Below are 24,211 nucleotides of genomic sequence, written 5' to 3'. Positions count from 1 at the left end.
TTAATGCGTAAGGTGGAAGCGGTAGCAACCATTGCTGCCTACAACATGGTATCGCGGTTTTTAGTGGCGTTTTGTACTTAGGTGCTTGTTTGGTTTTAACGCCTTTAAACGCCGCGAACTTTTTTGAAAACACTAGCGGATAATAACGATGCAAGTCCTGAAGCTATACCCGCAAGTAAGCCAACCCAAATAGCGTGTAAGGGAATGAAAATAAGGGCTAACCCTGCTGTGGATGATAGGTGCTCACCAGTATAGGAAGGGTAGTTTAAACCCCAATATCCCCAACAATGAAAGAGCGCTATAGCCATTAACGCCCCCCAAAAAGCTACTTTTTCATGGAAAGAATAATGGCCACCAAGAAATGCAGCTAAGCTCGTAAGTAATAAGTAAGGAATAAGCCGAAAAGGAGTGGATTCAAAGTAACCTAGAAGTGAGGAATATCGAAAGATTTGTTCAATACTTGCCTTGAAATCAAAACCGCCAATAGTGATAGCAAGTATCAAATCTACAGTTGTCTCATTCACTATTAAAAAGCAGAAAACCAATACACCCCAAAACCATTTGCTCATCTAGAAATCCATTTTAATTAAAGTACTCATCGCTACTGATTAATTAAAACCTTAATTAACTTCCAGCCATTTCGCCTTACGCTTTACATTTTATTGCTGGTTATTTACACGTATTGACAGTTGGTTACAGCCGAACAGAAGTCTGTATTTGTGTTTTGTGACGCGCCTTAAATACGAAATAGCCATGCTTTGCACGTTCGAACTGAACAGAGAAGGAGAGGCTTTACATTCAGAATTACACATTAATAAATTATGTGGTTCAACAATTGCTTCAATTGGCCTTAATAGAAGCTTTGTGGCTCAAGTTCATTGAAATACAAACCTTTTTTCTTTTCGTTCAAGCCTAGTAGTAAGGGGGCCCTATGAGTGAAGTGCCAGAGTATTTAAACCGCAGACAAGTGCTTAAAGCCTTGGTAGGAGGAGCGGTAGGTGGGACGGTAGGTGGGACGGTAGGAACTTTGGCGGCGACAAAATTGGTTCATGCTAGTAGTGAAGTTACATCATCAATACCTGCCAAATTACCCCGATTACCCGAAAGACCTAAAAATATATCGCCCGAAATGCTGGCAAAAGATGAATCATTTTGGGCACAAGTTGCACTGAATTATGACAAAGCGCGGGGAATTGTTAATTTAGAGCATGGTTACTGGGGGAAGATGTCTAAGCAGGTGCAGCAAGTATTCATTGAGAAGACGGAAATGGTGAATACACAGCTTTCTGTTTATGGGCGCAAGCATTTCTCTAATGATCTAAAGAACAGCGCTCACAAAATTGCACAAGCGTTGGGTGCTGATAGTGATGAAGTCGTTATCACTCGCAACGCGACTGAATCTATTCATAATTTAATGCGCCAGTACAACGATTTTAACGCCAACGACACGGTACTGTTTGCTGACATCGATTACCCAAGTTTCAAAGAAACCATGCGCTGGCTGGCTAAAACGCAGCACGTCAAACCTGTAGAAGTCACGTTACCTGCGCAAACTAATCAAGCTGAAATCCTCAACTTATACATCACCGCATTCGATGAAAATCCTAATGTGAAGCTCATGTTGCTTACCCATGTAAGTAATCAACATGGGCTCATTCTGCCTGTTGCCGACATAGCAAAAGCGGCAAAAGCACGTGGGATAGATGTTATTTGTGATTGCGCCCAATCGTGGGGTTTGCTCGACTTTAATATTGCTGAGTTAAATGTGGACTGGGCAGGCTTCAACTTGCACAAATGGATAGGCAGCCCTGTGGGTGTGGGGGCGCTATATATGAAGAAGGGTACGTTAGACAAAATATCTCCATACCCAGGTGAAACCGACCCTACTAATACATTGGCCCACAAACGGGTGCATACTGCCACTTCAAATTTTGCATCTATCTTGACGGTTCCTGCTGCTATCGACTTTCACCAGTCCCTTGGAGCAGCCAATAAAGAAGCTAGATTGCGGTATCTGCGTAATTTGTGGGTAGAAGAAGTGAAAAAATTGCCTAATATTGAGGTGCTGGGGGGCGAAGATGATGCATCAAGTACGGGAATGGGGGCATTTCGTACAAAAGGTAAAGTGTCGCTAGACGATGCAAAGATGATCCAACAAAGATTGGAAAATGAATTCAATGTATTTACGGTGGTAAGGGTAGGGTTAGCCAGTGGCTGTTGTATAAGAGTGACTCCTCAGATATTTATTTCAGCTGAAGAAATGAAGCAATTGACCTTAGCGTTAAAAAGCCTATAGAAAGGAATAACGATGAAGAAATTTATAATAGCGACCGCAGTTTCATTAATGTTTGCGCCTGTAGTGGCAAGCGCGAATACGCCTGAGCAAAGCTTAAAAGCAGCTGGTTTTACCTTACCTGCTCCCGTGAAACCGATAGCTAATTACGTTACATGGCGCAAGGCGGGGAACATATTGTACTTATCAGGCCATGGCGCCTGTGAAGGCAAAAGTGTGCTTGGCAAGTTAGGTCAAGATGTCACGGTAGAGAAAGGTTACGATGCTGCGCAGTTGGTGGGGTTATGTGCATTGGCAACCATCAAAGATGCCACTGGCGATTTAAGCATGGTAAAGCAAGTACTTAAAATAAGCGGAATGGTAAATGCCACAGAATCCTTCACGGGGCATTCACTCGTGATTAACGGCTTTTCAGATATATTTGTCACCGCGTTTGGCGATGAGGGCAAAGCAGCAAGAGCGGCAGTAGGAATGAGCAGTCTGCCAGGCAATATGGCGGTTGAGGTAAGTGCTATAATCGAATTGAAGGATGAGTAAAGAGTACGAAAGAGTCGTTAAAAGGTGCGACGGAAAGGGCATCCCTAGAGTAACTATGTCTTAGATAGTATGGCCGTTAACGGTTAGCTAAAAATGGACAGTTTTCAAACGTAAATTGAATAATGCACAAGCTCATTCCCCCCTCTATTCAAACCAATCAACACATGGCCGGCATGTCCGGCTTCATTCTGCACACTTTTTTGTGTGAAGAAAAATACCCCGCAGATGATTAAGCAATATTGACAATACCTACCTTTGTGCCCTCAACACGTTTTTGTACGAAAGGCCTATTTTTGAACTAAAGTAATAGCGAAGGCTTGCGGATTCATTTGAAGAAAGCATATGGCGAGCTTGATGACAAAGGGTAAGTTGATGTGGGTTTTATTATGTTGACACATTGTAAATTAAACCTTTTGTCTAAAACGATTAAGTTAATACGGAGTGAAATTTGAAAGTAAATTGAACTTTTTTGTTTGTCGGCATTGCTGGTTAGCTTTTTGTATTATTTAAGTTTTTAAGAATTTTGCTTCGTAAGGTTAAAATAATTTTAGCTATTTTTTTAAACAAATAATTTACATGCTGGCATTCTTCTAGTAATCTTTTACTTAATCGATTAAGTCGATGTTTGTTAGTTTATGTTTTTAGTTCTCTTTCGCTTCTTCTGATACAACTGAGCGTAAGAGAGTTTCGCTTAGCTTTGGAGAATACCCATGCACACAACATTTAATAAAAGCGCATTGGGCATAGCAGTGTTATTAGGCCTAAGTGGCGCTGCTTTAGCTCAGGACTCTTTACCTCAAGAGAATTTACCTCAAGAAGCACAAGAAAAGAAAGCAAAAGAAACGTATGAACAAATCGTAGTTACTGCCAGCCCTGCGGGTGTTTCTGCGCAAGAGGCGAGTGTTTCTGTAAGTTCGTTTGATGAAGAAGAAGTGATGAAGCTGGCTCCTCGCTCAACAGCTGAGGTTTTCCGTGCACTTCCAGGCATTCGTGCCGAATCTTCAGGCGGTGGCGGTAATGCAAATATCACTATTCGTGGTATTCCTTTAGCAACGGGTGGCTCTAAATTCATGCAAATCCATGAAGATGGCCTTCCTGTTTTAGAGTACGGCGATATAAACTTTGGTAATGCAGATAACTTCTTGCGCTACGATTGGTCTGTAGAACGAGTAGAATCTGTACGCGGTGGTTCTGCATCAACATTTGCCAGTAACTCACCGGGTGGGGTCATCAACATGATCAGCGCTACGGGTGAACAAGGTGGAGGTGCAATTGGCACATCGTTTGGTCTTGATTACGAAGAGTTTCGTTTAGACTTCGCTTACGGCGGAGAAATAAACGACGATTTGTATTTCCATATTGGTGGTTTTGCTCGCGGCGGCGAAGGCGTTCGTGACACTGGCTATAACGGCGACCAAGGTGGCCAAGTAAAAATCAACTTCACTCAGTTACTAGATAATGGTCATCTACGTTTTTACTTCAAGCATTTAGACGACAGAGTGACGACCTATTTACCAGCCCCCGTCATGGTGAAAGGAAATGGTAGCTATGGCGCAGTAGATAACTTCGATGCAAGCAGCCAAACATTACACTCTGCTTATACCACCAATGTCTCGACTTTCGATTCTTTTGGAAACCCAGTTAATCGTGATTTAACGGATGGTATTGAATCTGAAGTGACTTCATTTGGCTTTGAAGCTGACTTGGAAGTAGCAGAAGACCTTTACCTACTTAATAAATTCAGAACGTCTGATGTAGGCGGTGGGTTTGTTTCTCCGTTCACAGATACTTTTGGTGCCTATGGACCTCAGTCTGCTAGCAGCATGGCAACGGCTATTTGTGCTTCAGCTCTAGATGGCGACGGTAATGCTTTTAATTGTGACTCAACCAGCGTAACCCTTGCCAATGGGCCTAATGCCGGTGACGAATACAACGGATTAGCCTTCCTAAACTTATTGTTCGATACGACCTACAATGATTTAGGCAACATGATCAACGATTTAAGCCTTCGCAAAGAGTACGACAATGGCGTAACGCTTACCGCTGGTTACTACTACTCTAAGCAAGACATTGCGATTAGCTGGAACAGCTGGAACACGTTCATTCAAACAGTTGATGGCACTAACTCTCAGTACCTTCATATTGAAGATGCCGACGGTACTGCACTTGTTGACCAAGGGCTTTGGGCACCAAGCTTCCTGTCATGGGAATGGGATTTAAACTACACCACTACCGCACCTTACATCAACGTTGGCTTCGAAGTGGGTGACAACTGGTTGTTTGACGTGAGTGCACGTCGTGACACCGTGCAAGCAAACGGTGAGCTTATAAACTCATGCTGTGGCGGTAACACTGACGTAGACATCAACGGCGACGGCGTCATTTCAGGCAATACCGAAGATGCGTCTGCATCAAATGGTTTCGGCTTTGGTGGTGGTGCTATTCGCCTAAATCGTGCTAATGGAACAAGCCAAATAGTTGATTACGAAGCAAGTAATACATCATTCTCGCTAGGTGGTTCATACCTTTATAGCGATTCTGTCACTTTCTTTGGTCGCTATAGTGAAGGGGGCCGCGCGTTAGCGGATAGACTACTTCAAATTGCCGGTACCCTTAATGCCGATGGTAGCTTAACGAGTACCACAAGTGGTTTCGATGAAACAGAGCAGTTAGAGTTTGGTATCAAGTACGGTACGCAAGACTTTAAATTTAATGCGACATTGTTCAATACAGTAACCCAAGATACTCAAGCTGAAGTAACAAGCGGTTTAACCTTTATTCGTGAATACGAAGCAACAGGTTTAGAACTTGAAAGTAAGTACGATTTTGGTAACGGTTTCACTGTGTCAGGAAATGCCACGTGGACAGATGCAGAAATTAGCGAAGACAAGTTCAACCCTGCGCTAGTGGGCAAGACTCCTCGTCGCCAAGCCGACTTTATTTATACGGTCATTCCACAGTACGACTTTGAAAACTTCAGTATTGGTGCGTCGTTACAAGGTTCAACAGAGTACTATGTTCAAGACTCAAACGAGCTTAAGCAAGATGCTTACGTAGTGGCTAACTTATTTGCCACTTGGTATGTATCTGACCAGTTCTCAGTATCGTTGAATGTTAACAACGCCACTGATGAATTTGTTATTACTGAGTCTGAAGAAAGTGCTGCATCAGCAGGCGATATCATTCGAGCTCGCCCAATTAGTGGAAGAACGTCTTCAATTCAATTGAAATACGCATTCTATTAATGGTCGTTAATACTATTCGCTGCGGCGCTTTTTTATAAGCGCCGTAAGTGATAGTTCTGGTATTTCGGCGCAAGCGCTAGATAAGATTTTTAAGCGCAGCAACGCGTTTATCTTTCTTAAGTTTCTAAGGTAAATCTCCATGTCTACTAACCAAAAGAGCGAGCATAACTACGGGTTAATTCGCTGGTTAACCTATTTGATGTTTATGATGTTCGCGATGACATCCGACTCAGTAGGCGAAATCATTAAAGAAGTAAAAATTGAATTTGCAGTTACCAATACGCAAGCGAGTTTAATGCACTCATTGTTCATGATCGGTATCGCTTTTTCTGGGCTGTTTCTTGGATTTTTAGCCGATAAATTTGGTCGCAAAAAAACGCTAATCTTGGGCTTAGCCTTATTCGCCATTTCTTGCTATCTATTCATGGTAGGCAGTACCTTTGCGTTTATTCTAAGTTTAGTAACCTTATCAGGCTTGGCAGTTGGGGTATTTAAAACTGCTGCACTTGCTTTAATTGGTGATATTTCACGCTCAACCAAAGAGCATACTGGCACTATGAACGGCGCCGAAGCTTTCTTTGGCGTTGGCGCAATCATTGGCCCAATCTTAGTTGCTTGGCTAATTACTCAGGGTGTTCACTGGACCTGGTTATACGTTATCGCCGGTGGTTTATGTACCGTGCTAATTTGCATGGCGCTGATGGTTGAATATCCACAAAGCAAAGCGATAAAAGAAAAGCCTACTAGCCTAGTTGATAGTTTAAAGCTACTTAAAGACCCTTACGCGCTAGGTTTCTCTATTGGTGCGTTTCTGTACGTTGCGGCCGAGAGCGCAATTTATGTGTGGATGCCAAGCTACTTAATATGTGACGCCAATTCAGCCTCAGATATGTACAGCTGCTACGCTAATGAATCTACCCAAACTCTTGCTATTTACGCGGTTTCCGTTTTCTTCGCTTTGCGTGCAGTAGGTCGGTTTGTGGGTATTTGGATGATGCAGCATTACGAGTGGACCAAAGTACTACTGTTATTTAGTTTCATGATAATGCTGTGCTTCTTGGTTGGCTTAATAGCAGGCCCAATGCTAGCCGTTTTCCTTTTCCCATTAAGCGGCATATTTATGTCGGTCATTTATCCAACTTTCAATTCTAAGGGCATTAGCTGCTTCGAGAAGCGACAGCACGGATCAGTGGCGGGCGTCATCTTATTCTTTACTGCAGCGGGTGCTGCCGCTGGGCCTTTCATTATGGGAGTAGTGAGTGATGCCTATGGTGGCGATGCCAAGTATGGGTTTGTGGTAGCCACAGGGTTTTCTATCTTGTTGTTCCTAGGTTTACTTTACAACGCTATTGTACAACCAACGCGAGAGCGACTGGCCATGATTGAAAAACGAGAATATGGGGTTGACTCAACCACAGCTAGCTAAAGCAAATATGCCTAGCTAGAGCAGCTTTACGTTTAACTCATTATTTTAAATCAATGCAGTACTTCTTATTGTCATAGAGGTACTGCGAATCTTCGGTGCAACTTTGTTTTTTCAATGCGCAGCACCTCGTTATTTGGAGAATTCTCATGCCTTTACGCAATGGCGTTCAACTCATTACCTATGCAGACCGTTTAGGTGAAGGAAATATGTCTGGCCTTAACACGCTTCTTAATACTAAGTTGAAAGGTCTGTTTACCGGCGTTCATATTTTGCCTTTCTATTACCCTTTCGATGGTGAAGATGCTGGATTTGACCCTATCGATCATACTACGGTTGATTCGCGGTTAGGTAGCTGGGCCGATGTGAAGCAAGTGGGTGAGTCGATGAATATTATGGCAGACCTAATAGTGAATCATATGTCTGCGCAAAGTGAGCCATTTTTAGATGTGATTAAACACGGTCGTGAATCACAATACTGGCCGCTATTTTTAACTAAACAGTCGGTGTTCAGCGAAGACGATGCGGCAAACACTGCAAATATTGCCAAAGTATTTAGGCCTCGCCCTACGCCATTTTTCTCTGAATATGAGTTAGATAACAAAGAGGTTGTGCCTTTTTGGACAACGTTCACCGCTAATCAAATCGACATTGATGTTGAATCTGATTTAGGTAAAGCGTATCTAGAATCAATCCTAGAAGCTTTCACAAAAAGCAATGTTGACCTAATTCGTTTAGATGCAGCAGGTTATGCCATTAAACGCGCGGGCACTAACTGTTTCATGCTAGAAGAAACTTTTGAGTTTATCGAAGCATTAAGCAAGCGTGCGCACGAGATGGGCATTCAAAGCTTGGTTGAAATTCACAGTCATTTTGAAACCCAAATTGCTATTGCATCTCGTTGTGACAGCGTTTATGACTTTGCGCTGCCGCCATTGGTATTGCATACCCTATTTAGCAAAGACGCGTCTGCATTAGCGCATTGGCTGTCTATTTCGCCACGCAACTGCTTCACGGTACTTGATACCCATGATGGAATAGGCATTGTAGATGTAGGCGCTAGTGGCGATAAGCCAGGGCTTCTAACTCACTCGCAAATCGATAACTTGGTAGAAACGATTCATGTCAACTCTGATGGTGAATCCAGAAAGGCTACGGGAGAGGCGGCTAGCAACGTAGATTTGTACCAAATTAACTGTACTTATTATGATGCGTTAGGAAAAGACGACTATAAATACTTGCTAGCCCGTGCGATACAGTTCTTCAGCCCAGGTATACCGCAAGTATATTATGCTGGTTTGTTAGGGGCGACTAACGACATGAAATTGCTAGAGAAGACAAATGTGGGACGAGATATTAATCGCCCTTATTTGAGTGAAAGCGATATTGATGAAGCGCTCACAAAGCCAGTGGTAAAAGGCCTAGTTGAATTAATTCATGTTCGAAACAACACAAATGCGTTTAACGGCGATTTCTCTGTTACTGAAGACACAGGTACTTTGTTGCTTGTTTGGACATTAGATGAAGATCGTGCCGAGTTACGAGTGGAGATGAGCACGCTTGATGCAACTATTACATTGCTAGAAGGCGGTTTAAAATCAACCCTCTCTTTAGCGAAACTCACGGCATAGTCTTTGTTTTAGCCCGAGCAAAAAAATTCAGAAGTGACTTTGTTTACTCTAGCGAAGTCACTTCCGATTATTCAATATTACACTCAAATCGTTTCCTTTCTTAATAACCGCAAAGCCTAATCTCTTTAAAGGTACGTTTACCACTCTCTTCAAGTAGCACGTAAAGTTGAAACTGAATTGGTTGTATTTTGTACAAATAATGTTAAGTTAATATAATAGTTTAAATAATAACCATCGAAATGAAGTATGTTTCAAGGTTGCATGGACACAACCCAATGCACTTCACCACTTCAGAACGACTAAAACGAATTCAACAGCACTTGGGTGTTTCACCTGATGGTGTACTTGGTGGTGAAACGCTTTGGGCACTTGAAAAGCGGTTACTTCCCATTTCCGAGCGCCTAACCCAAGTTACTTCGACAACAACACCTGCCAATTCAAATGAAATTAGCCTCACGCTTTCACAGAAGGGGATAGATCTTATCGTGCAGCATGAGATCAGTTCGAAGCAATACTATGAGAAAAGGCTTACCCACCCTACGTGGCCTAAAGGTGATTCGGGGATCACTATTGGTATTGGCTACGATTTAGGTTATGCCAGTAAAAGCCAATTTCAATCCGACTGGCAGTCGCTTCTTAATACCTTTGATATGGTAAAGCTTACGCGGGTATGCGGCCTGAAAGGGCAAACCGCTAAAATTCATGTTTCATCTTTACGTTCTGTCACTGTGCCTTTCGATGCTGCAAAGCATGTATTTGTGCACTCATCGCTACCTAAATATGCACAAAAAACAAAATCTACTTTCCCTGGTGTCGAGTACTTGAATGCTGATGCGCAGGCTGCTTTGGTATCGCTAGTGTATAACCGTGGAGGGAGCCTGAAAGGTGACTCAAGACGAGAAATGGCTGCCATAAAACCTTTGGTCGCGAGCAAAGATTATATTGGAATAGCGCAGCAAATTACGAAGATGAAACGATTGTGGCAGGGCAGAGGGCTTGATGGCTTGTTACACCGCCGAGACGATGAAGCTAATTTAGTTAGAAATTCAGGTAGAAAGTATTCAGTTGACGACCTGGTGAGGGTTGCGTAATGAAAACCCTTCAGCACGATTTACATTTAAGGTACGAAGCCTACACACGAGCACATCAACGTTTCGCAGAAAGGGGGGAGTTTCGAGTTGAAATTTACCAGGGCAGATTGGAAGTCGACAATCAGCACGATTTCAAGCATTTGGCTACTTATCCATTTACACCTGAAACGGTAGAAGAAAGTGCGGTTATACCTGCTTCTATACCTGCAGTTCAGGGTACCGCCTTGCCCTTTTTTAAAGCGCTATTCAATACAAACTTTGTTAAGGCAATAAAGCTGCTTTTTTATTAATTTATAGAAGGAATTTTATGATGGGAAAGTTCAAAGACGCAATGCAAACCATGGCAGACGGTATTGGTGATTTGTCTAAACTTGATGTGGTGACATTTCAAGGCTCAGTAACACTGAATGCGGCGGATACCGCGCCGTTAAAGTTTGATGATGTCATGTCGTCTGCAATGGGAAATGCCACTGTGGCAGTTAAGGTCCTCGCAAGTACTCAAACCAGTATTGATGGCGACATTGTTGCTTTTTACGATAAGGATATCACCGAAGAACAACGCCTTGCTCATGCCGATTTGGTGCTGGCGGGTGCTGAATCTCGAGCAGCATCTATCGAATTCGTAAGGTCTATCGTAGGGGAAATTGCGGATTTGTAGTAATGGGTGACAAATTTGGCATACTCGACAAGTTGGGGAGGGGGCTTGATGCTTCGGTATCTAAGCATTATTTGCCTAACGCAACGTTAGGCTCTGATAATCCCAATGAGACTGATTCTTCTGCCTATATCCGCGCCATTAGAGCCCGTTTAATTGAACTAGGCTACTTAGGTGAAGGGCACAAATTTACGAATCGCCATAACCCGCAAATTGACCGCATACTGATCAAAAAAATAAAGCAGTTTCAACATGATGCTGGTATTACCCAAGACGGTTGGGCCGGAAAGCTTACGTGGCAGGCTTTGGAGTGCCTAGTAAGTTTTGAAAATCAGCAAAGTCCTGCGTTATGGGGCAATGTTTGGCGACATGCTTCTAATGAGGAATGGGGAAGCTCATGGCTGCAGTCACCACAGCAGTTATCCTCGCAATCGCAGCCAGAAAATCAACACCAAACTTGGCTATTTGAAAATGGGCTACTACACAACAAAGCAGTGATGCGGGCGGTGTATTGTCGTTTATATACCCTCGGTTTTTTCTCTGATTGGGAGCTACATCGCATTCACACTAAAACCATAATCAACCCCAGCGATAATGCCGACTTTCAACATGCGATTGACCAATTTTGTGCATTTTCCAAACAACTGAAATTAGTAAAAAGCACGTGTTCTGGATTAAATATAGAATTACTCAATGCCATGTTTGAATACGACAATATTGTTGCGAAGTTAAGTGACAATGCATACTTTGAATCTGCAATTACAGCGTACCCTAAAACTGTAAAATCGATAGCCAGAGTAGAGCTTTGGTTGCTTGGTTATGATATTTCACCGGGGAAAGATCAAACTATTAGAAGAGCTACAAGGAGGTTTAAAAAGCGCACTTTTATTAGCATCTCAAAAACTCAACTTGCGATTAAACAGTTTTATTCTGACTACCCTGTTGTGCGGCCAAGAAATGAAGGGAATGATAAAAAAAACACTACCGAAAGCGACAATGGACATCCATTAAATGCTTATTTAATGGCGGCATTCTCTGCGCTTTCCACCAATGTAGATGTGACTGATAGTGACAATGAAAGTTTAAACGTTTCGGTAAGCCAATTATGGCAAAGTAAAAGTAAGCAAAATGCGTTAAGAGCGCAGTTTAACAAGCTAGCCAATGGTATTTTCGACGGATTAAAGCGAATGGTAAGCTGGCTTTTTGGCGCAGTAAAACGCGTGCTTGAAAAAACAAAGGAAGTGATTGCGAATATTGCACGCTTCATCAGTAAAAAAGCCCGTAATTGTTATTTGAGTGTTGTGAAAGCGTTCGATATTGTTTACTCAAGCATGTCGTATTTAAAAGGCAGTGCTTTTCATTACGGAGCACCTTCCAAAACTTGCTTTGCTCATGATAATGACTTCGATCAGTTTTGCTGCATAGATCCTATGGCTCAGCCCCACCAAATTAGTTTTGATAGAACCCAGTATGGCTTTCAAGCCAAACTTTATGCCGCAGGACTCACTATTGTTGGTCATCTTTTGGGTATAGCGCAGCGAGTAGTACGAACAATCTCATCACCCGTGGGGTGGCTTTTAGCTCTGCTGTCGTTGGCAAATGTTGCTAATGCGATAAAAGAGATAAATACACAAGTTAGGCTTATTGAAAGCTATGAACTGGATATTACACACCGGAAGTCTTTGTTTAAAACCCGTATATCTTAGTTTTCTTACTATCCTTTCTCTTCTTTACTCTCCTTTACTCTCCTTTACTCTCCTTTAACTCCCTTGTCCCCTTGCTCATTTATTCCTCACGCCCGTTATTTTCTATATTCGCTTATTTCAAACATAAGCTTATGACTATTGCCGTGTTGAGCGATGGCATGTTGGTGCTAAATCTTCAGCATACCTTTGCGTTAAAATTCGTTACCATGACTTCATTGCATTCATTTTAGCAATCAGTTCTATTGCTTGTTGCGCTTACGCAGCAAGGTTAACGTGGCTGTACCTTGATAACGTAAAATTGAGATAGAAGTAAAAGAAAGGATACGTAAATGAGTAAAAATACCAAGCTGGCCTTAGGCGTTGTGGTAGTACTAGGCGTATGTTATGTCGTCGGCAATATTTATGCTTCATCAAAAGCTAAAGACGCAGTAGATGAAATGATTGCCGACCTTCCTGCTACCACACAGGTTTCTTACGGCGATGTGAGTGCGACTATTTTTGGTGATGTGTCCATCGATGACATTCGCATTGGTGATGACAGGCAAGGGCATATTGTGGTTAAAAATATTGCCCTTTCAGGTTTTGAAAAAGAATTGGAAGACTCTACTGAAGGAGAAGTGCACTTTTCTGGTGTCTCGTTTTCTGAATATAAAGGTCATGGTGTTGATGATACGCCAGATGATATTCAAGAAATTTTGGTTCATATGCTGATGAAAGAAGGGAAAACCCTAGATCAACGTTTTGCTTTTGAAGTAAATGAAGATGACAACGAATACCGTATTAAAGAACTGACCTTCGATGTGGAAGACGCAGGACGGATTTCGCTTTCTACCGACCTTTTCACAAAAGCCCCAATATCAGCAGCGCCCGAACTTATGGCACAACACTTAATGGCTGCGATAGAAATTGGTGAGTTTACACTTTCTTTGGAAGAAGATGGCTTAGTCGACAGAATGTTCGCTACAAAGGCGACTGATGAGAAAGATGCTGATGATTTACGCGCCGAAGCGATAGAAGAATTAGAGCGTGCTTTAGAGAAGGCAGAGCCACCGAGAAAAATGCTGTTGGAAGGCATGCTAGCGTTGCTTGAAGGGGATGAAGTTACGCTTTCACGGAATAGCGATGAGCCTTTTACTGTAATTCCAATAATGATGATGTCAGATCCAAATAGCGCATTTGACACTTTCATGCAGGACGGACAGTTTAAAATTAGTATTCATTAGACATTGGTTGTGAAAGACACTATATGGATAAAAAATTCATATAGACTTAATGGGGTTTGGGCTGTTAACTGTTATGTTGACAGCCGTTTAAATTATTAGCTTAGGGCTTCCACAGTTCATACTGTGTCATCACTTTATTAAACATAACACTTTGCAAATACCCGTTTAGCCACTGTTTAAGGTTTGGGTAGGGAGATTCTCGATACCACTGACGTTCTACTTTGGAAAATTGGCGAATGAACGGCAGTAGAGCAATATCTGCTAGGCTTTCTTTTGCGCCGAAAATAAACCTCTTCTTTTGGCCTTCTTCAAAAGCTTCTTCAGTGATACCAGCACCTAAACGGTCTTCCAAGTCTTGGATGTATACCTCGCAGGCTTGCCTGCATTCAACTACGTTGTTTTCACGATAACGTTTAGCGCATTTATACGCATTTAACTGAGTTTTGAATTCATCATCGAATGTTGCAATTAATGCTAGCATGGCTGGCAAAGCGGCAGTGTCTTGCTGATGCAGTAGGTCTTCGGGATCGTTTTGATGCAGTGCCCACAGCATCACATCCAAGCTTTCATCTATTACTGTATTGGTGCCGTCTGCATTTGGCAGCACTAGCGTGGGCACGGTACCTTTAGCTGAGGCCTCAATCATGGCATCAGGTTTATTGCTTAATACCACTTCGCGCACTTCAACGTCTTGCGCCGCTTTATACAAACCAATTCTTCCGCGCATGGCATAAGGGCAATTGCGTAAAGAATAGAGTATGGGTTGCTGAACCCTGTGGGATTCGGGTTTAACACCGTGTTCTTGTGAAAATTCAGTCGTGAATTCTGGTTTTGCTTCTGGCATTGGGTGTTTTATCTCCATTTACCTCGATTAATCAGCCGTTATGATATTCATTGGGCAAATATGTAGGTAAAATCCTCGGCATAAAGTTTCCCACAATATAGCATCTAGATGAACAGTACTCACACGAATCCGAAAATTGAATTATTAGCCCCAGGTGGCGATGTTGATGCGATTAAAGCCGCCATTATTGCAGGCGCCAACGCGGTGTACTGCGGGTTAGATAATTTTAACGCTCGAAATCGTGCGTCTAATATTTCATTCGATGCGTTAATTGGCGTTATTCGATTGGCGCACCAGTATGACTGCGAAATATTTCTGACATTGAATATCGTTATTCTGGAAAAAGAATTTCCAACGCTTGCCAAGCTATTAAGTAAATTGGTTAATACCACGCTTGATGGCGTGATTGTGCAAGATATTGGTATGTTCAACCTTATCAAAAAGCATTTTCCTACGTTAGATATTCATGCTTCTACCCAGATGACTACGCACAACGTGGGGCAAATCCCTTTTCTTAAAAAGCTAGGTGCATCACGGGTTAACTTATCTAGAGAGTTGAACCTACGAGAAATTACAGCTATTGCCAAGGTTAGCCGCGAGCACGATGTACTAACCGAAGTGTTTGTGCATGGCTCTTTATGTGTGGCGTTCTCAGGTTTATGTTATTCAACCTCTGCCAGTGCGGGGAATTCAGGTAACCGAGGGCGCTGCAGTCAGGCTTGTCGCGAAGAATACGAAACCACAGAGTCTGGGCATAATTTCCCATTAAATATTAAAGATAACTCGGCCTTTTTCGACCTGCCAGCATTGATAGAAGCTGGGGTGTACTCGTTTAAAGTGGAGGGCCGGATTAAAGGCGCAAGTTACGTTCATACGGTCATCGACAGTTTTAGAAAGCAGATAGATGGCTTTATGGAAACTGGCGAATTGTTAGAAGACGGCGAACGCCTTTATAAAGTATTCAACCGAGACTTTTCTAACGCGTTTTTACGTGGTGATTTGAATCAATCGATGTTTATTGATAACCCACGCGACAACTCAAAAAATCATGCCATTGAAAAAGCGGTTCAAACGGAAAGCGCAAATGATGCGTCGGCGAAAGACGTTAATCGTATTTCAGTGGTGCAAATACAAGAAGTGAAGCAAACTCTTTATCAAGAAAAGAACGAGCTACACGACTTGGTAAGAGAGAAAATTCAATACTTATCTATTGATAAAATACCTACAACACTAGTGTTTTCAGGTGAAGAGGGAAGTTGCTTAACCCTGACTATCAAAACTCATGGCTTAGCAGCGGGCCAGTTTGAATCCGGCGCTGTTCAAGGTGGGTCTGGTAAAGACAGCTTAAACACCATTGCCCCTAAAACCATTACGCTACGTTCTGAAGGTGTGTTGTCTAAGAGCGAGAAAAATGCGTTAGACGAAACCTTGCTAGAGAAGCGTTTTAGAAGTTTAGGCACAGGCGAATATGGCATCGCCGACCTTGATGTCACACAATTAGGTACAGGCCTTAGTTTGCCGTTTCGCGATGTAACGGCGCTTAAAAACGAAGCCATGAAGCAGCTTAACGGTGAACAGTCGTTAATACCTGAAGTGATATTACCAAAACTCACGAGTTACCCTAAAAGCGAAGCCGATAAACAGCCAGCGCTTTCGTTGCTAATCTGTGATGAGGCAGACGTGCATTTAGCTGATGAGACGGATGCTGATATCTACTTTAAGTTGCCAGATGCCTATAAGCGCAATTGCACCAAGTATGTCGGTTTCTTAAAAGATAATCCTCGTTTAATACCTTGGTTCCCCGCGGTGCTTATTGGCAAAGACTACGATGTGGCAGTGAACATTCTTGAACAAGTCATGCCGCCATTAATTATAACCAACAATACCGGTATTGCTTTTAAAGCGAATGAACTGGGTATCAAGTGGATTGCAGGGCCTTTCTTAAATACCACTAACTCGTATGCTTTAATGGCCATGAAAGAAGATTTCGATTGTCACGGTGCGTTTATTTCAAACGAGCTAAACCGCATGCAAATGAAGAACATTGCACGGCCTGAAAACTTCAAACTGTTTTACAGTATTTATCACCCTATTTTGTTGATGACCAGCCGTCAGTGTTTTTTCCAGCAAAGTGTAGGTTGCGAGAAGCCGCGTATCGATAACGGGTGTATGCTCTCTTGTGACAAATCAACCAGCATTACTAATATGAAAGGTATGTCGTTCGCCATCGATAAGCAAAAAGCCGGTTATCCGAGTATTTATAACGAAGACCAGTTTTTAAATATGGAAGTAATGAACGATTTATCTGACTTGTTCGACGGCTTCATGATTGATTTAACCAACATTGGCGCGGGAGACAAAGTATCGCCAGACAAGGTAGCGCTAATTCGTCAATTCGAACAGCTCTTAGCCGGTGATAAACAAGTTGAAGACACGCTAAATAGTATGGTGCCAGCGTCAACAGTAAGCCAGTACCACGCAGGATTGTAGGCTAGCGCATACCTGTGTAAGCATTAATGAAAGCCCTTGGTTGTTGCAAAACACCAAGGGCTTTTTTGTATCTTACTCTTGGGTATAAGACGCATCTTTGTCGAAGGTGATGGTGCAGCGCTGTTTATCAAGCAATACAAAGTCTTCTTTTGGAATGAAGTCGTCGTGTTCTTTTTGTATTCTTGCCTGCGCTTCTCGTTTTACTTTATTACGCTTAATCGTTGTTACAAAGTGGCGCATCTCGTGAGGGTTACTGAGTTCCAATTCTGGTACTTTTACCGGCACACCGTTGTCGTCTTTAGCGACCATAGTGAAAAAACTGTTGTTGGTGTGCTTCACTTTGTTGTTTTTAATGTTCTCAGACGTAACTTTAATACCAACCACCAAAGAAGTGTTGCCAACGTAATGCACGGTAGCATCTAGCGATAGCAATTCGCCCACTTCCACAGGCTGTAAAAACTCAACGCCATCTACCGTTACCGTTACGCAATAAGCACCAGCATGCTTACTCGCGCAGGCGTAAGCCACTTTATCCATCAGGGACAATATAACTCCCCCATGAACTTTTCCGCCAAAATTGGCAAAAGAGGGAACCATTAGCTCAGTTAAACGTGTTCTTGAAAATGCGACAGTGCGTGGGCTCATAGTTAACCTTTATATTGTTATAGTTGATGTAGTTGTAGGGTAAATTTCTTTTTAAAGTAAATAGTTTTTAGGGTAATAGTTAGGTTACTTGTTAGGTAAAACCCTACTATAGCAGTGGGAATTCAAGCATCAATATTTAATAAAAGAAGGGAACACGTTCCCTTCTTTCTTTTCTTTTTTGGGTAGCTATGACTGTAAGGGAATAAAGCGCTTATGCTATAAACGCGCTAACTTACTGGCTTTCACACACCGCGTGGGGTTTTATTTATCGCGTTAACGAGGTAATAAGCTCACGATGCTGCGGGAATTGGTTAACGAGTTCGGTTCGTTTGCCCAATTGCATATCGATATATTCGAAACCAGGCGCTACCGCTTCCCCTATAAGGCCATAACCATAAGGGCCTGTAGTTAATATCTTTGATGCTTTCCATGTGCCCCCTTTTACCACCATCTGCATTTTATGTCCTTGGGTAGGATCGGGCCCTAATACATGAGTTTCAAGGCTGCCATCTTGGTTAATGAGGTAATACGTAATGGGGTCTCCCATGTGGAAGTAATGCATGATGTCAGAGCGATTCATATGAAAATGCCCGATAGGGGATTTGGCACTTAGCAGGTAATAGATAGAGGTCATATTCACTCTATCGCCGTTTGTTGTACTTATTAGCGGCCTGTGATCTGCTTTAAAGGTTTGGCGAAAAAAGCCGCCTTCAACATGCCCGGTTAAATTGAGGGACTCGATTAGCTGTTCTGCAGTGAGTTTCTTATCTAATGACGTTGCAGCTTGCGTAGTGCTAGTAACGCTAGTACAGGCACTTAACAGGGTACACAGCAAGGTTATTGACAAAACAAAGGGCAGAACGAATTTTTGGGTTTTAATTTTAAGCATAATAGCGCCATAATTTAATACGTAGATTCGTTTTCTAGCATACCTAGATAAACAAAAAAATATTAGCTTTTTCAGGCGCCAGAAAAGTAATCACATGGCACGTGTTGGCACCGTGGCTTTTTTGGCAAAAAGAGAAGTACACAATAGAAAGGGTAGAAAAGAGAAGGCTGGTCTAGTGAATAAGGGAAAAATTTATACCTGTGGACTCTAAAAACTCACCTTGAATACGAGATTGCTGATTTCCGCGAGGTACCATGACAAAGCAGGGCGGGGCAGGCTTTGTTTCTTCAAGTTCAAACCAGAGTGTATCTAGCACGTCTTTCCCGTGGAATAAAAAGGTTTCGCCCCACGATGTGGTGTACAACACCGAGACTTCTTCAACGCTCGCCTTTTGCCTCAGCGCGTTGAAATTCACAATCGCTAAGCAGGTCGTAATGCGGGCGCTAGTGAGCAGGTTATCTCTTTGCAGCCCAGAGACTTTAATTGGCGGAAAGTAGCGGCAGATATGTTTCAATAAGTCGTTTAAATCGAGCTCGCTTACCTCTCCTGCATTGTAATCAAGATAGATGGTAGTTTTTGCGTCGATAATACGATTTGCTACGCACCACACGATTAACTCAATAGCAGAGGATGTCTGCGTTATTTTCTGATTTTGCGCTATTTTTCCCGATTTACTGAGCGTGTCTGTGGCATAGACAGTCCAAATCTCTTGCCCAGTTTTGTTTTGCTTTAATGCCACAGTTACCGTGTCGCAGTAGAGGTTTTCATCAAACGCGCGGCGTAGAAATTCAATTTTGTTAGGCTTCTTGCCATAAAAAGTACTAAGACGACGACCTAGTACGGTCATGTCTTCTTTACTCATGGTTTGTTGTTCAGCACCAAGCTGGCTTGAAATACGTCGGTAGCATTTTAAAAGAAATCGATGAATACGTCGGCTTAATTGAACCCGTTCGTAAAACGTCCATTCCTGCTGATTATCTAAGTGATAAAGGTCTTGTTTCGTCCATCCCCACTTTTTAGCATATGCCGCTATTATCTTGCGCTTAAACGTAGAGGTTTCTCCACGTTGTGGTGGTTGGCTTAGTTTGCAATTACATTTGAGGTAAAGGCACTGTTGAAGTAACAACATGTCTTCAGGCTGCCCCTCTTTTTCATAATGCTCAATAAGTTGGTCGAACATTAGCGCATAAGGGTCGATAACCGCGACTTGTCCAGGAGCTTCGGCACCTCGATGAACATGCTTTTTAAGCAAGCTACACAAGGGCTGACCGTGCTCAATATGAGCAAGATAAACTTCTAACTTTGCTATTTTCAGTACTGATTTAAACGGCGAGTCCATGGCCTTGCTTAACTGCCATATTGCAGCACCGAACAATTCACTGGCGTCGAGCCTTTCAAGGTTGCCAAGATCCATAAACCAGCTTAAATCTGGAGAGCCACCGTCTTCTAGATGACTTTTTAACGCAATATATTGCTGGTCATTGGTTTTTTCTGGCGTTAACCACCAAAAAGGTGCTTTTCCTGCTACCACAATATTAGTGGTATAAAATTCAGCTTTAAGAAATAGCGCTTGAGCTGAGCCTGCGCTTTCTCCATCGGCAATGCCAAAGTCGTTGCGTCGAATATTATCAATTTCAGACAGGAAGAAGTGCACTTCAATACCGAATTTGCTGTCTGCCCAACTTTCAATGGCCGTTAACTTTTCTTGTAGTTTATTAAGCGACGCTTCTGAGAGTTGATTGCCATCGACACACACCCAATAGTCGAAATCAGAGGTGTTAGTTTGGGCAATGGTACCAATACTTCCCATAAGGACTAACGCATCAATAGCTCGGTGCCGGGGCCACAGAGACTTGATATCAGTAAATAAATCTCGCTTATCTGGGAAGCATTGCAAAAGCGCATTTTCGACAACTTCGCGAAATGAATAATTATGAATACCAAAGGGAATTTCTTCACCTTCAATATAGCCTGGAAGATCAGGATGATTTACATGCAGTAAAAAGGGCAGTACATGAAACAACGGCTTGTGCTCAGGAGGCATAAGCATAAGTGCACGTTCTACTCTTGCCTTGTTATACCTAAGTACTCGTAACAGGCGTATTGTTAGATTCTTTTTAATTGATAGAGACTGCTGCTCTGTCATTACTGCTCTTTTGTATCGATAGTTATTTCAAAAATAGCGCGATTTTCCTTTGTATGCCTCTTATTTCTAGTGCGGCAGTGAAAAGTTGGCAATTAGCCTGCGCTTCCATTATCAAAAATTTGTGTAAACTCATTCAATCATTAATGGGCTTATCGCCATTAGTATAACTCGTTAAACTTCTCGGCATCTAAAGTATTCGCATTAAATATTAGGAGTTACTTGTGTCTAATCAAATTATCAGTGATTTAAACCAGCGCTATACCGTTAAAAAGTACGACAGTAGCAAACGTATTTCTTCAGAAGATTTAGCCATTATATTGGAAGCACTAAGGTTATCAGCGTCTTCAATAAACTCGCAGCCTTGGAAGTTTGTTGTAGTTGAAAGTGACAGTGCAAAACAGCGTCTACACGATACTTTTGCTAACAAGCACCAGTTCAACCAACTGCATGCAAAAGAAGCATCGCACACCATATTATTTGCTTACGACCCTAAGTTCACCAAAGAAAAATTTGTTAAGCGTGTTGATGCAGAAGTGGCGTCTGGTCACTTACCAGAAGCAATGCGTGACTCATTTATGGGCGCTTACGCTTTTGCAGAAGCCAATACGGATGAGAATGGCTACAACGGCGCATGGACTAAAGCACAGGTTTATCTAGCATTTGGAAACTTGCTTCACACATTAGCCCGCTTGGGTATAGCATCTACACCGATGGAAGGCGTAGATGCTGACTTGATTGGTGAGTTGTTTAGCGAAGAACTTGACGGTCATATTTGTGAAGTGGCGCTAGCACTTGGCTATGCCGACGAAGAGCAAGACTGGAACCACGGTTTACCCAAGGCTCGTTTGCCAATGGAAGATGTCATTACCGTAGTGTAGTGACGTTAGTCCTGCGCTCTAGCGAGTGCTTCGCTCCATAACGTCACCTTATTACGGCCTAACGATTTCGACTTAAATAGCGCGAGATCTGCTTGGTCTATAAGTTCAGATGGCGTTTTCGCATCAAAGCGAATAGATGATACGCCTAGGCTACAGGTCACCGCGATATCATCAAAGCGACAAACTTGAATGGTTTCTCGCAAATTTTCAGCTATGCGCATAGCTTGGTGAGAGGAGGTATCTGGCAATACAATACAGAACTCCTCTCCACCGAATCGTGCAACCACATCGTTTTGGCGAACGCAGCTTTGCAAGGTATTAGCAACCCCGCGAAGTACCGAGTCACCTATGGTATGCCCGTAATTATCATTGATAGATTTAAAGTAGTCGATGTCTACCATTATTACGCAGTAGTCTTCTGGCTGTGGATTTCTTGCAAAATCCCGTTTCATCAAATCAAACAAAACACGGCGATTAAAGCTGTTCGTTAATGGATCGCGTGTGGCTAAGTAGCCCAGCTCTTGGTTGCGTTGTTTCGATACCATAAACCTGCGATAAATAAGCAGTACCAGTATTAAGCAAACGGCTAACAATAATGCTAAAGCGACACTGGCATATCTGTTTTTAGTCAGTTCTAATTCTGAAATAGTTGTGGCCTGTTGAGCTATCTCAATTTCATTGTTCTTTCTAGCCAATTCGAGCTTATCGAGTTTGGTTTTTTCTCGCAGAGTTTCTAATTCTATTTCTAGTCTTAAAGAGTGTAGTTTAGCTTTTTCAAGCGCGAGTTCGTTGTTATTAATGTCTTCTTGAATAACTTCGCTCATGGCAATTTCTTGTTCAGCGTATTGTAAAGATGCTTCTGTATTGCCTCTGTTTTTCTCTGCTAAACGTAAATAACGATAACTCTCTAACATAAAGGCCTTGTAGCCATTCTTGTGTGCTAATGTTGCGGCGGTTTTTAACAGCGCTATGGCCTCTTCCATATCAGTGTCAAAAAGCATAGTAGCGAATGGAATAAGGGTTTTAATTTGGTAAAAGTCACTTTCTATCTCTGTGGCTAAAGCCAATGATTCTTTATAGTAATTGAGCGCGTTTGAAACGTTATTTTCGTCTCGTTGAATGTTCGCCAATATTCGCTGGGTTATTGATTGTTTTGCCTTGTCGTTGCTTTTTCGATAAATAATATCTGCTTTTTTCGCTAACGTTTTTGCCGATGCGTAGTCACCCTTTTTCCAATCAATAATCGCGCTTTCTCGAAGCGCGGTAGCAAGGGTTTTGGGCTCTACTTTTTCCTCTGGCAAGCTAATAGACAGCATGTAAAACGAACGGGCTTGGTCGAACTGTTCTAATCTAAAATAAATATGACCTATCTGGTTCGACGTTTTAGCAATGCCCGTTGTATTATTAACTTTCTTATAATATTGATGAGCCTGGTGAACGTGCTTTAAAGACTGTTCATAGCGACCAATGTGGCGGTAAATAATTCCCGCTCCCATTAATGCTTTAGCACGGCCTTTAGCATCATCTATTTGCCCGTGAAGAGCCAAACTTCGTAATGCATAGTCTAGTGCAAGCACTAAGTTCCCTAGGTATCGCTCCGCTTCAGCCAATGTGTTGAGGGTACGCGCCATAGACTTTACTTCATTTAAATCAGTAAATACGGTTAATGCTGTTTGGTAATGTTTGGCGGTTTTTTCTCGGTTCTCTAATCGCTTGTAGGCCTCTGCAATTCTTACGTGGGTTCTTGCGTTTAGATTTTGAATGTGACTTTCGTTGGCGGTGAGGTATTCAATGGCCATCAAGTATTGTACTACCGCAATAGAGTATTGAGCTTTTGCGAAATGATAATCGCCCTTGGCGCTTAATGTGATGGCAATCGGTAAAGACTCACCGTATTGAAAAGCTAAAGGTACCAGCGTTGTAATAGCGTTTTGTGCTTTGGTGAATTGTTTATCTTTCACCAATACATCGATATAGCCCACATACGACAATATGTAATTTTCCGTATCTTTGAGCTTTTCGAATATGGCTGACGCGGCAAAAAAATGCTGCTGTGAAGTTTTATTTTGATCGGTTCGACTCGTTAATTTTCCAAGTAGAAAGTGCGCTTGTGCAGTAGTGCTGAAGTCGTCTATTTCTTGTGAAATTTTTAAGGCTTGATTAGCCCATATAATACTGCGTTTTGGTGAGGAATCTTGTGCTAATTGTGCTTTTGAAAGGATTGCATCAGCGCGCTGCAATGAAGCTTGATCCTGAGAAGGCAAGGGGCTAGCCTGCTGCGCACGGGCAGTAGTAAGCACAATCAACAACAGTATGAAAACAAAAAAGCGCATTGACTATGGGTTCGGGTTAAAACAACTGAATGTACAAAGTATAAATGCTCACGCTTTGTACTAATAGAGTGAATGTGGTGCTATCAAAGGTCAAATAGTATAAGGCGTTGTATAATAAATAATCTATTATTGCTTTTATTGTTGTCTATTGCTTTAACTGCCCCCACCTACACTACAAACGA

General features: G+C 42.3%; 17 protein-coding genes and 1 pseudogene. 12 read left to right on the top strand and 6 right to left on the bottom strand.

Going from position 1 to position 24,211, the window contains the following annotated elements; translation table 11 throughout:
- Positions 1–104: 104 nt before the first annotated feature.
- Positions 105–569 (bottom strand): hypothetical protein, encoded by a 465-nt coding sequence (locus AV939_RS14355; protein WP_057790288.1) that lies wholly within the window; start codon positions 567–569, stop codon positions 105–107.
- Between the two features lie 362 nt (positions 570–931).
- Here AV939_RS14355 and AV939_RS14350 point away from each other — a divergent pair, with 362 nt between their 5' ends.
- The 10 genes from AV939_RS14350 (at position 932) to AV939_RS14305 (ending at position 13,804) form a co-directional block, all read left to right on the top strand.
- The gene (locus AV939_RS14350; protein ID WP_057790290.1) at positions 932–2,296 is read left to right on the top strand and encodes an aminotransferase class V-fold PLP-dependent enzyme; all 1,365 of its coding nucleotides are present in this window, start codon (positions 932–934) and stop codon (positions 2,294–2,296) included.
- A gap of 12 nt (positions 2,297–2,308) precedes the next feature.
- Positions 2,309–2,830 carry a RidA family protein gene (locus AV939_RS14345; RefSeq protein ID WP_057790292.1) on the top strand — a complete coding sequence of 174 codons (522 nt, stop codon included), beginning with the start codon at positions 2,309–2,311 and terminating at the stop codon, positions 2,828–2,830.
- A gap of 710 nt (positions 2,831–3,540) precedes the next feature.
- Positions 3,541–6,075 carry a TonB-dependent receptor gene (locus tag AV939_RS14340; protein ID WP_057790294.1) on the top strand — a complete coding sequence of 845 codons (2,535 nt, stop codon included), beginning with the start codon at positions 3,541–3,543 and terminating at the stop codon, positions 6,073–6,075.
- Between the two features lie 199 nt (positions 6,076–6,274).
- Positions 6,275–7,501, top strand: coding sequence for an MFS transporter (locus AV939_RS14335; RefSeq protein ID WP_231751194.1), 1,227 nt, complete (start codon positions 6,275–6,277; stop codon positions 7,499–7,501).
- Positions 7,502–7,647: 146 nt separating this feature from the next.
- Positions 7,648–9,129: a sucrose phosphorylase gene (gene gtfA / locus AV939_RS14330; protein WP_057790297.1), complete on the top strand. Its 1,482-nt coding sequence runs from the start codon at positions 7,648–7,650 to the stop codon at positions 9,127–9,129.
- A 275-nt stretch (positions 9,130–9,404) separates the two neighbouring features.
- Positions 9,405–10,220, top strand: a complete 816-nt coding sequence (locus AV939_RS14325) for a glycoside hydrolase family protein (protein WP_057790300.1) — start codon at positions 9,405–9,407, stop codon at positions 10,218–10,220.
- A complete protein-coding gene (locus tag AV939_RS14320) occupies positions 10,220–10,510 on the top strand; it encodes a hypothetical protein (protein WP_057790302.1) in 291 nt (96 codons plus the stop codon). The genes AV939_RS14325 and AV939_RS14320 overlap by 1 nt, the downstream gene beginning before the upstream one ends.
- A gap of 17 nt (positions 10,511–10,527) precedes the next feature.
- Complete coding sequence (locus AV939_RS14315; protein WP_138118201.1) at positions 10,528–10,878, top strand: hypothetical protein; 351 nt, start codon at positions 10,528–10,530, stop codon at positions 10,876–10,878.
- A gap of 2 nt (positions 10,879–10,880) precedes the next feature.
- On the top strand, positions 10,881–12,581 hold the full coding sequence (locus AV939_RS14310; protein WP_057790306.1) for a peptidoglycan-binding domain-containing protein: 1,701 nt from the start codon (positions 10,881–10,883) through the stop codon (positions 12,579–12,581).
- Between the two features lie 329 nt (positions 12,582–12,910).
- Entirely contained in the window at positions 12,911–13,804 is an 894-nt protein-coding gene (locus AV939_RS14305; RefSeq protein ID WP_057790308.1) for a hypothetical protein, read from the top strand.
- Positions 13,805–13,904: 100 nt separating this feature from the next.
- Here the strand turns inward: AV939_RS14305 and AV939_RS14300 are convergent, their stop codons facing one another.
- A complete protein-coding gene (locus AV939_RS14300) occupies positions 13,905–14,648 on the bottom strand; it encodes a glutathione S-transferase (RefSeq protein ID WP_082604860.1) in 744 nt (247 codons plus the stop codon).
- Between the two features lie 108 nt (positions 14,649–14,756).
- Here AV939_RS14300 and AV939_RS14295 point away from each other — a divergent pair, with 108 nt between their 5' ends.
- The gene (locus AV939_RS14295; RefSeq protein ID WP_057790310.1) at positions 14,757–17,138 is read left to right on the top strand and encodes a peptidase U32 family protein; all 2,382 of its coding nucleotides are present in this window, start codon (positions 14,757–14,759) and stop codon (positions 17,136–17,138) included.
- 72 nt (positions 17,139–17,210) lie between these two features.
- Here AV939_RS14295 and AV939_RS14290 read toward each other — a convergent pair whose 3' ends face one another.
- The 3 genes and pseudogenes from AV939_RS14290 to AV939_RS14280 all read right to left on the bottom strand — a co-directional run bounded on the left by AV939_RS14290 (position 17,211) and on the right by AV939_RS14280 (position 20,818).
- Positions 17,211–17,783: an acyl-CoA thioesterase gene (locus tag AV939_RS14290; protein WP_057790312.1), complete on the bottom strand. Its 573-nt coding sequence runs from the start codon at positions 17,781–17,783 to the stop codon at positions 17,211–17,213.
- Positions 17,784–18,048: 265 nt separating this feature from the next.
- Positions 18,049–18,552, bottom strand: a pseudogene (locus AV939_RS14285) (cupin domain-containing protein); the annotation flags it as partial.
- A gap of 292 nt (positions 18,553–18,844) precedes the next feature.
- Positions 18,845–20,818: a class I adenylate cyclase gene (locus tag AV939_RS14280; protein WP_057790316.1), complete on the bottom strand. Its 1,974-nt coding sequence runs from the start codon at positions 20,816–20,818 to the stop codon at positions 18,845–18,847.
- A gap of 221 nt (positions 20,819–21,039) precedes the next feature.
- Between AV939_RS14280 and AV939_RS14275 the strand changes: the two genes are divergently transcribed.
- Positions 21,040–21,696 (top strand): NAD(P)H-dependent oxidoreductase, encoded by a 657-nt coding sequence (locus tag AV939_RS14275; RefSeq protein WP_057790318.1) that lies wholly within the window; start codon positions 21,040–21,042, stop codon positions 21,694–21,696.
- Positions 21,697–21,701: 5 nt separating this feature from the next.
- Here AV939_RS14275 and AV939_RS14270 read toward each other — a convergent pair whose 3' ends face one another.
- Positions 21,702–24,029, bottom strand: a complete 2,328-nt coding sequence (locus tag AV939_RS14270) for a tetratricopeptide repeat-containing diguanylate cyclase (protein WP_231751127.1) — start codon at positions 24,027–24,029, stop codon at positions 21,702–21,704.
- Positions 24,030–24,211 lie beyond the last annotated feature (182 nt).

Origin of the sequence: Alteromonas sp. Mac1, assembly GCF_001562125.1 — a bacterium.
Lineage (GTDB): Bacteria > Pseudomonadota > Gammaproteobacteria > Enterobacterales > Alteromonadaceae > Alteromonas > Alteromonas stellipolaris.
The sequence above is the reverse complement of the archived record's forward strand: the minus strand, read 5'-3'. Positions and strand labels throughout refer to the sequence as shown.

Coding starts and splice junctions, on each gene's coding strand:
- AV939_RS14310 (WP_057790306.1), top strand. CDS start 10,881: ATGGGTGACAAATTTGGCATACTCGACAAGTTGGGGAGGGGGCTTGAT.
- AV939_RS14355 (WP_057790288.1), bottom strand. CDS start 569: ATGAGCAAATGGTTTTGGGGTGTATTGGTTTTCTGCTTTTTAATAGTG.
- AV939_RS14280 (WP_057790316.1), bottom strand. CDS start 20,818: ATGACAGAGCAGCAGTCTCTATCAATTAAAAAGAATCTAACAATACGC.
- AV939_RS14295 (WP_057790310.1), top strand. CDS start 14,757: ATGAACAGTACTCACACGAATCCGAAAATTGAATTATTAGCCCCAGGT.
- AV939_RS14340 (WP_057790294.1), top strand. CDS start 3,541: ATGCACACAACATTTAATAAAAGCGCATTGGGCATAGCAGTGTTATTA.
- gtfA (WP_057790297.1), top strand. CDS start 7,648: ATGCCTTTACGCAATGGCGTTCAACTCATTACCTATGCAGACCGTTTA.
- AV939_RS14335 (WP_231751194.1), top strand. CDS start 6,275: ATGTTTATGATGTTCGCGATGACATCCGACTCAGTAGGCGAAATCATT.
- AV939_RS14270 (WP_231751127.1), bottom strand. CDS start 24,029: ATGCGCTTTTTTGTTTTCATACTGTTGTTGATTGTGCTTACTACTGCC.
- AV939_RS14290 (WP_057790312.1), bottom strand. CDS start 17,783: ATGAGCCCACGCACTGTCGCATTTTCAAGAACACGTTTAACTGAGCTA.
- AV939_RS14320 (WP_057790302.1), top strand. CDS start 10,220: ATGAAAACCCTTCAGCACGATTTACATTTAAGGTACGAAGCCTACACA.
- AV939_RS14325 (WP_057790300.1), top strand. CDS start 9,405: ATGCACTTCACCACTTCAGAACGACTAAAACGAATTCAACAGCACTTG.
- AV939_RS14345 (WP_057790292.1), top strand. CDS start 2,309: ATGAAGAAATTTATAATAGCGACCGCAGTTTCATTAATGTTTGCGCCT.
- AV939_RS14315 (WP_138118201.1), top strand. CDS start 10,528: ATGATGGGAAAGTTCAAAGACGCAATGCAAACCATGGCAGACGGTATT.
- AV939_RS14305 (WP_057790308.1), top strand. CDS start 12,911: ATGAGTAAAAATACCAAGCTGGCCTTAGGCGTTGTGGTAGTACTAGGC.
- AV939_RS14300 (WP_082604860.1), bottom strand. CDS start 14,648: ATGCCAGAAGCAAAACCAGAATTCACGACTGAATTTTCACAAGAACAC.
- AV939_RS14350 (WP_057790290.1), top strand. CDS start 932: ATGAGTGAAGTGCCAGAGTATTTAAACCGCAGACAAGTGCTTAAAGCC.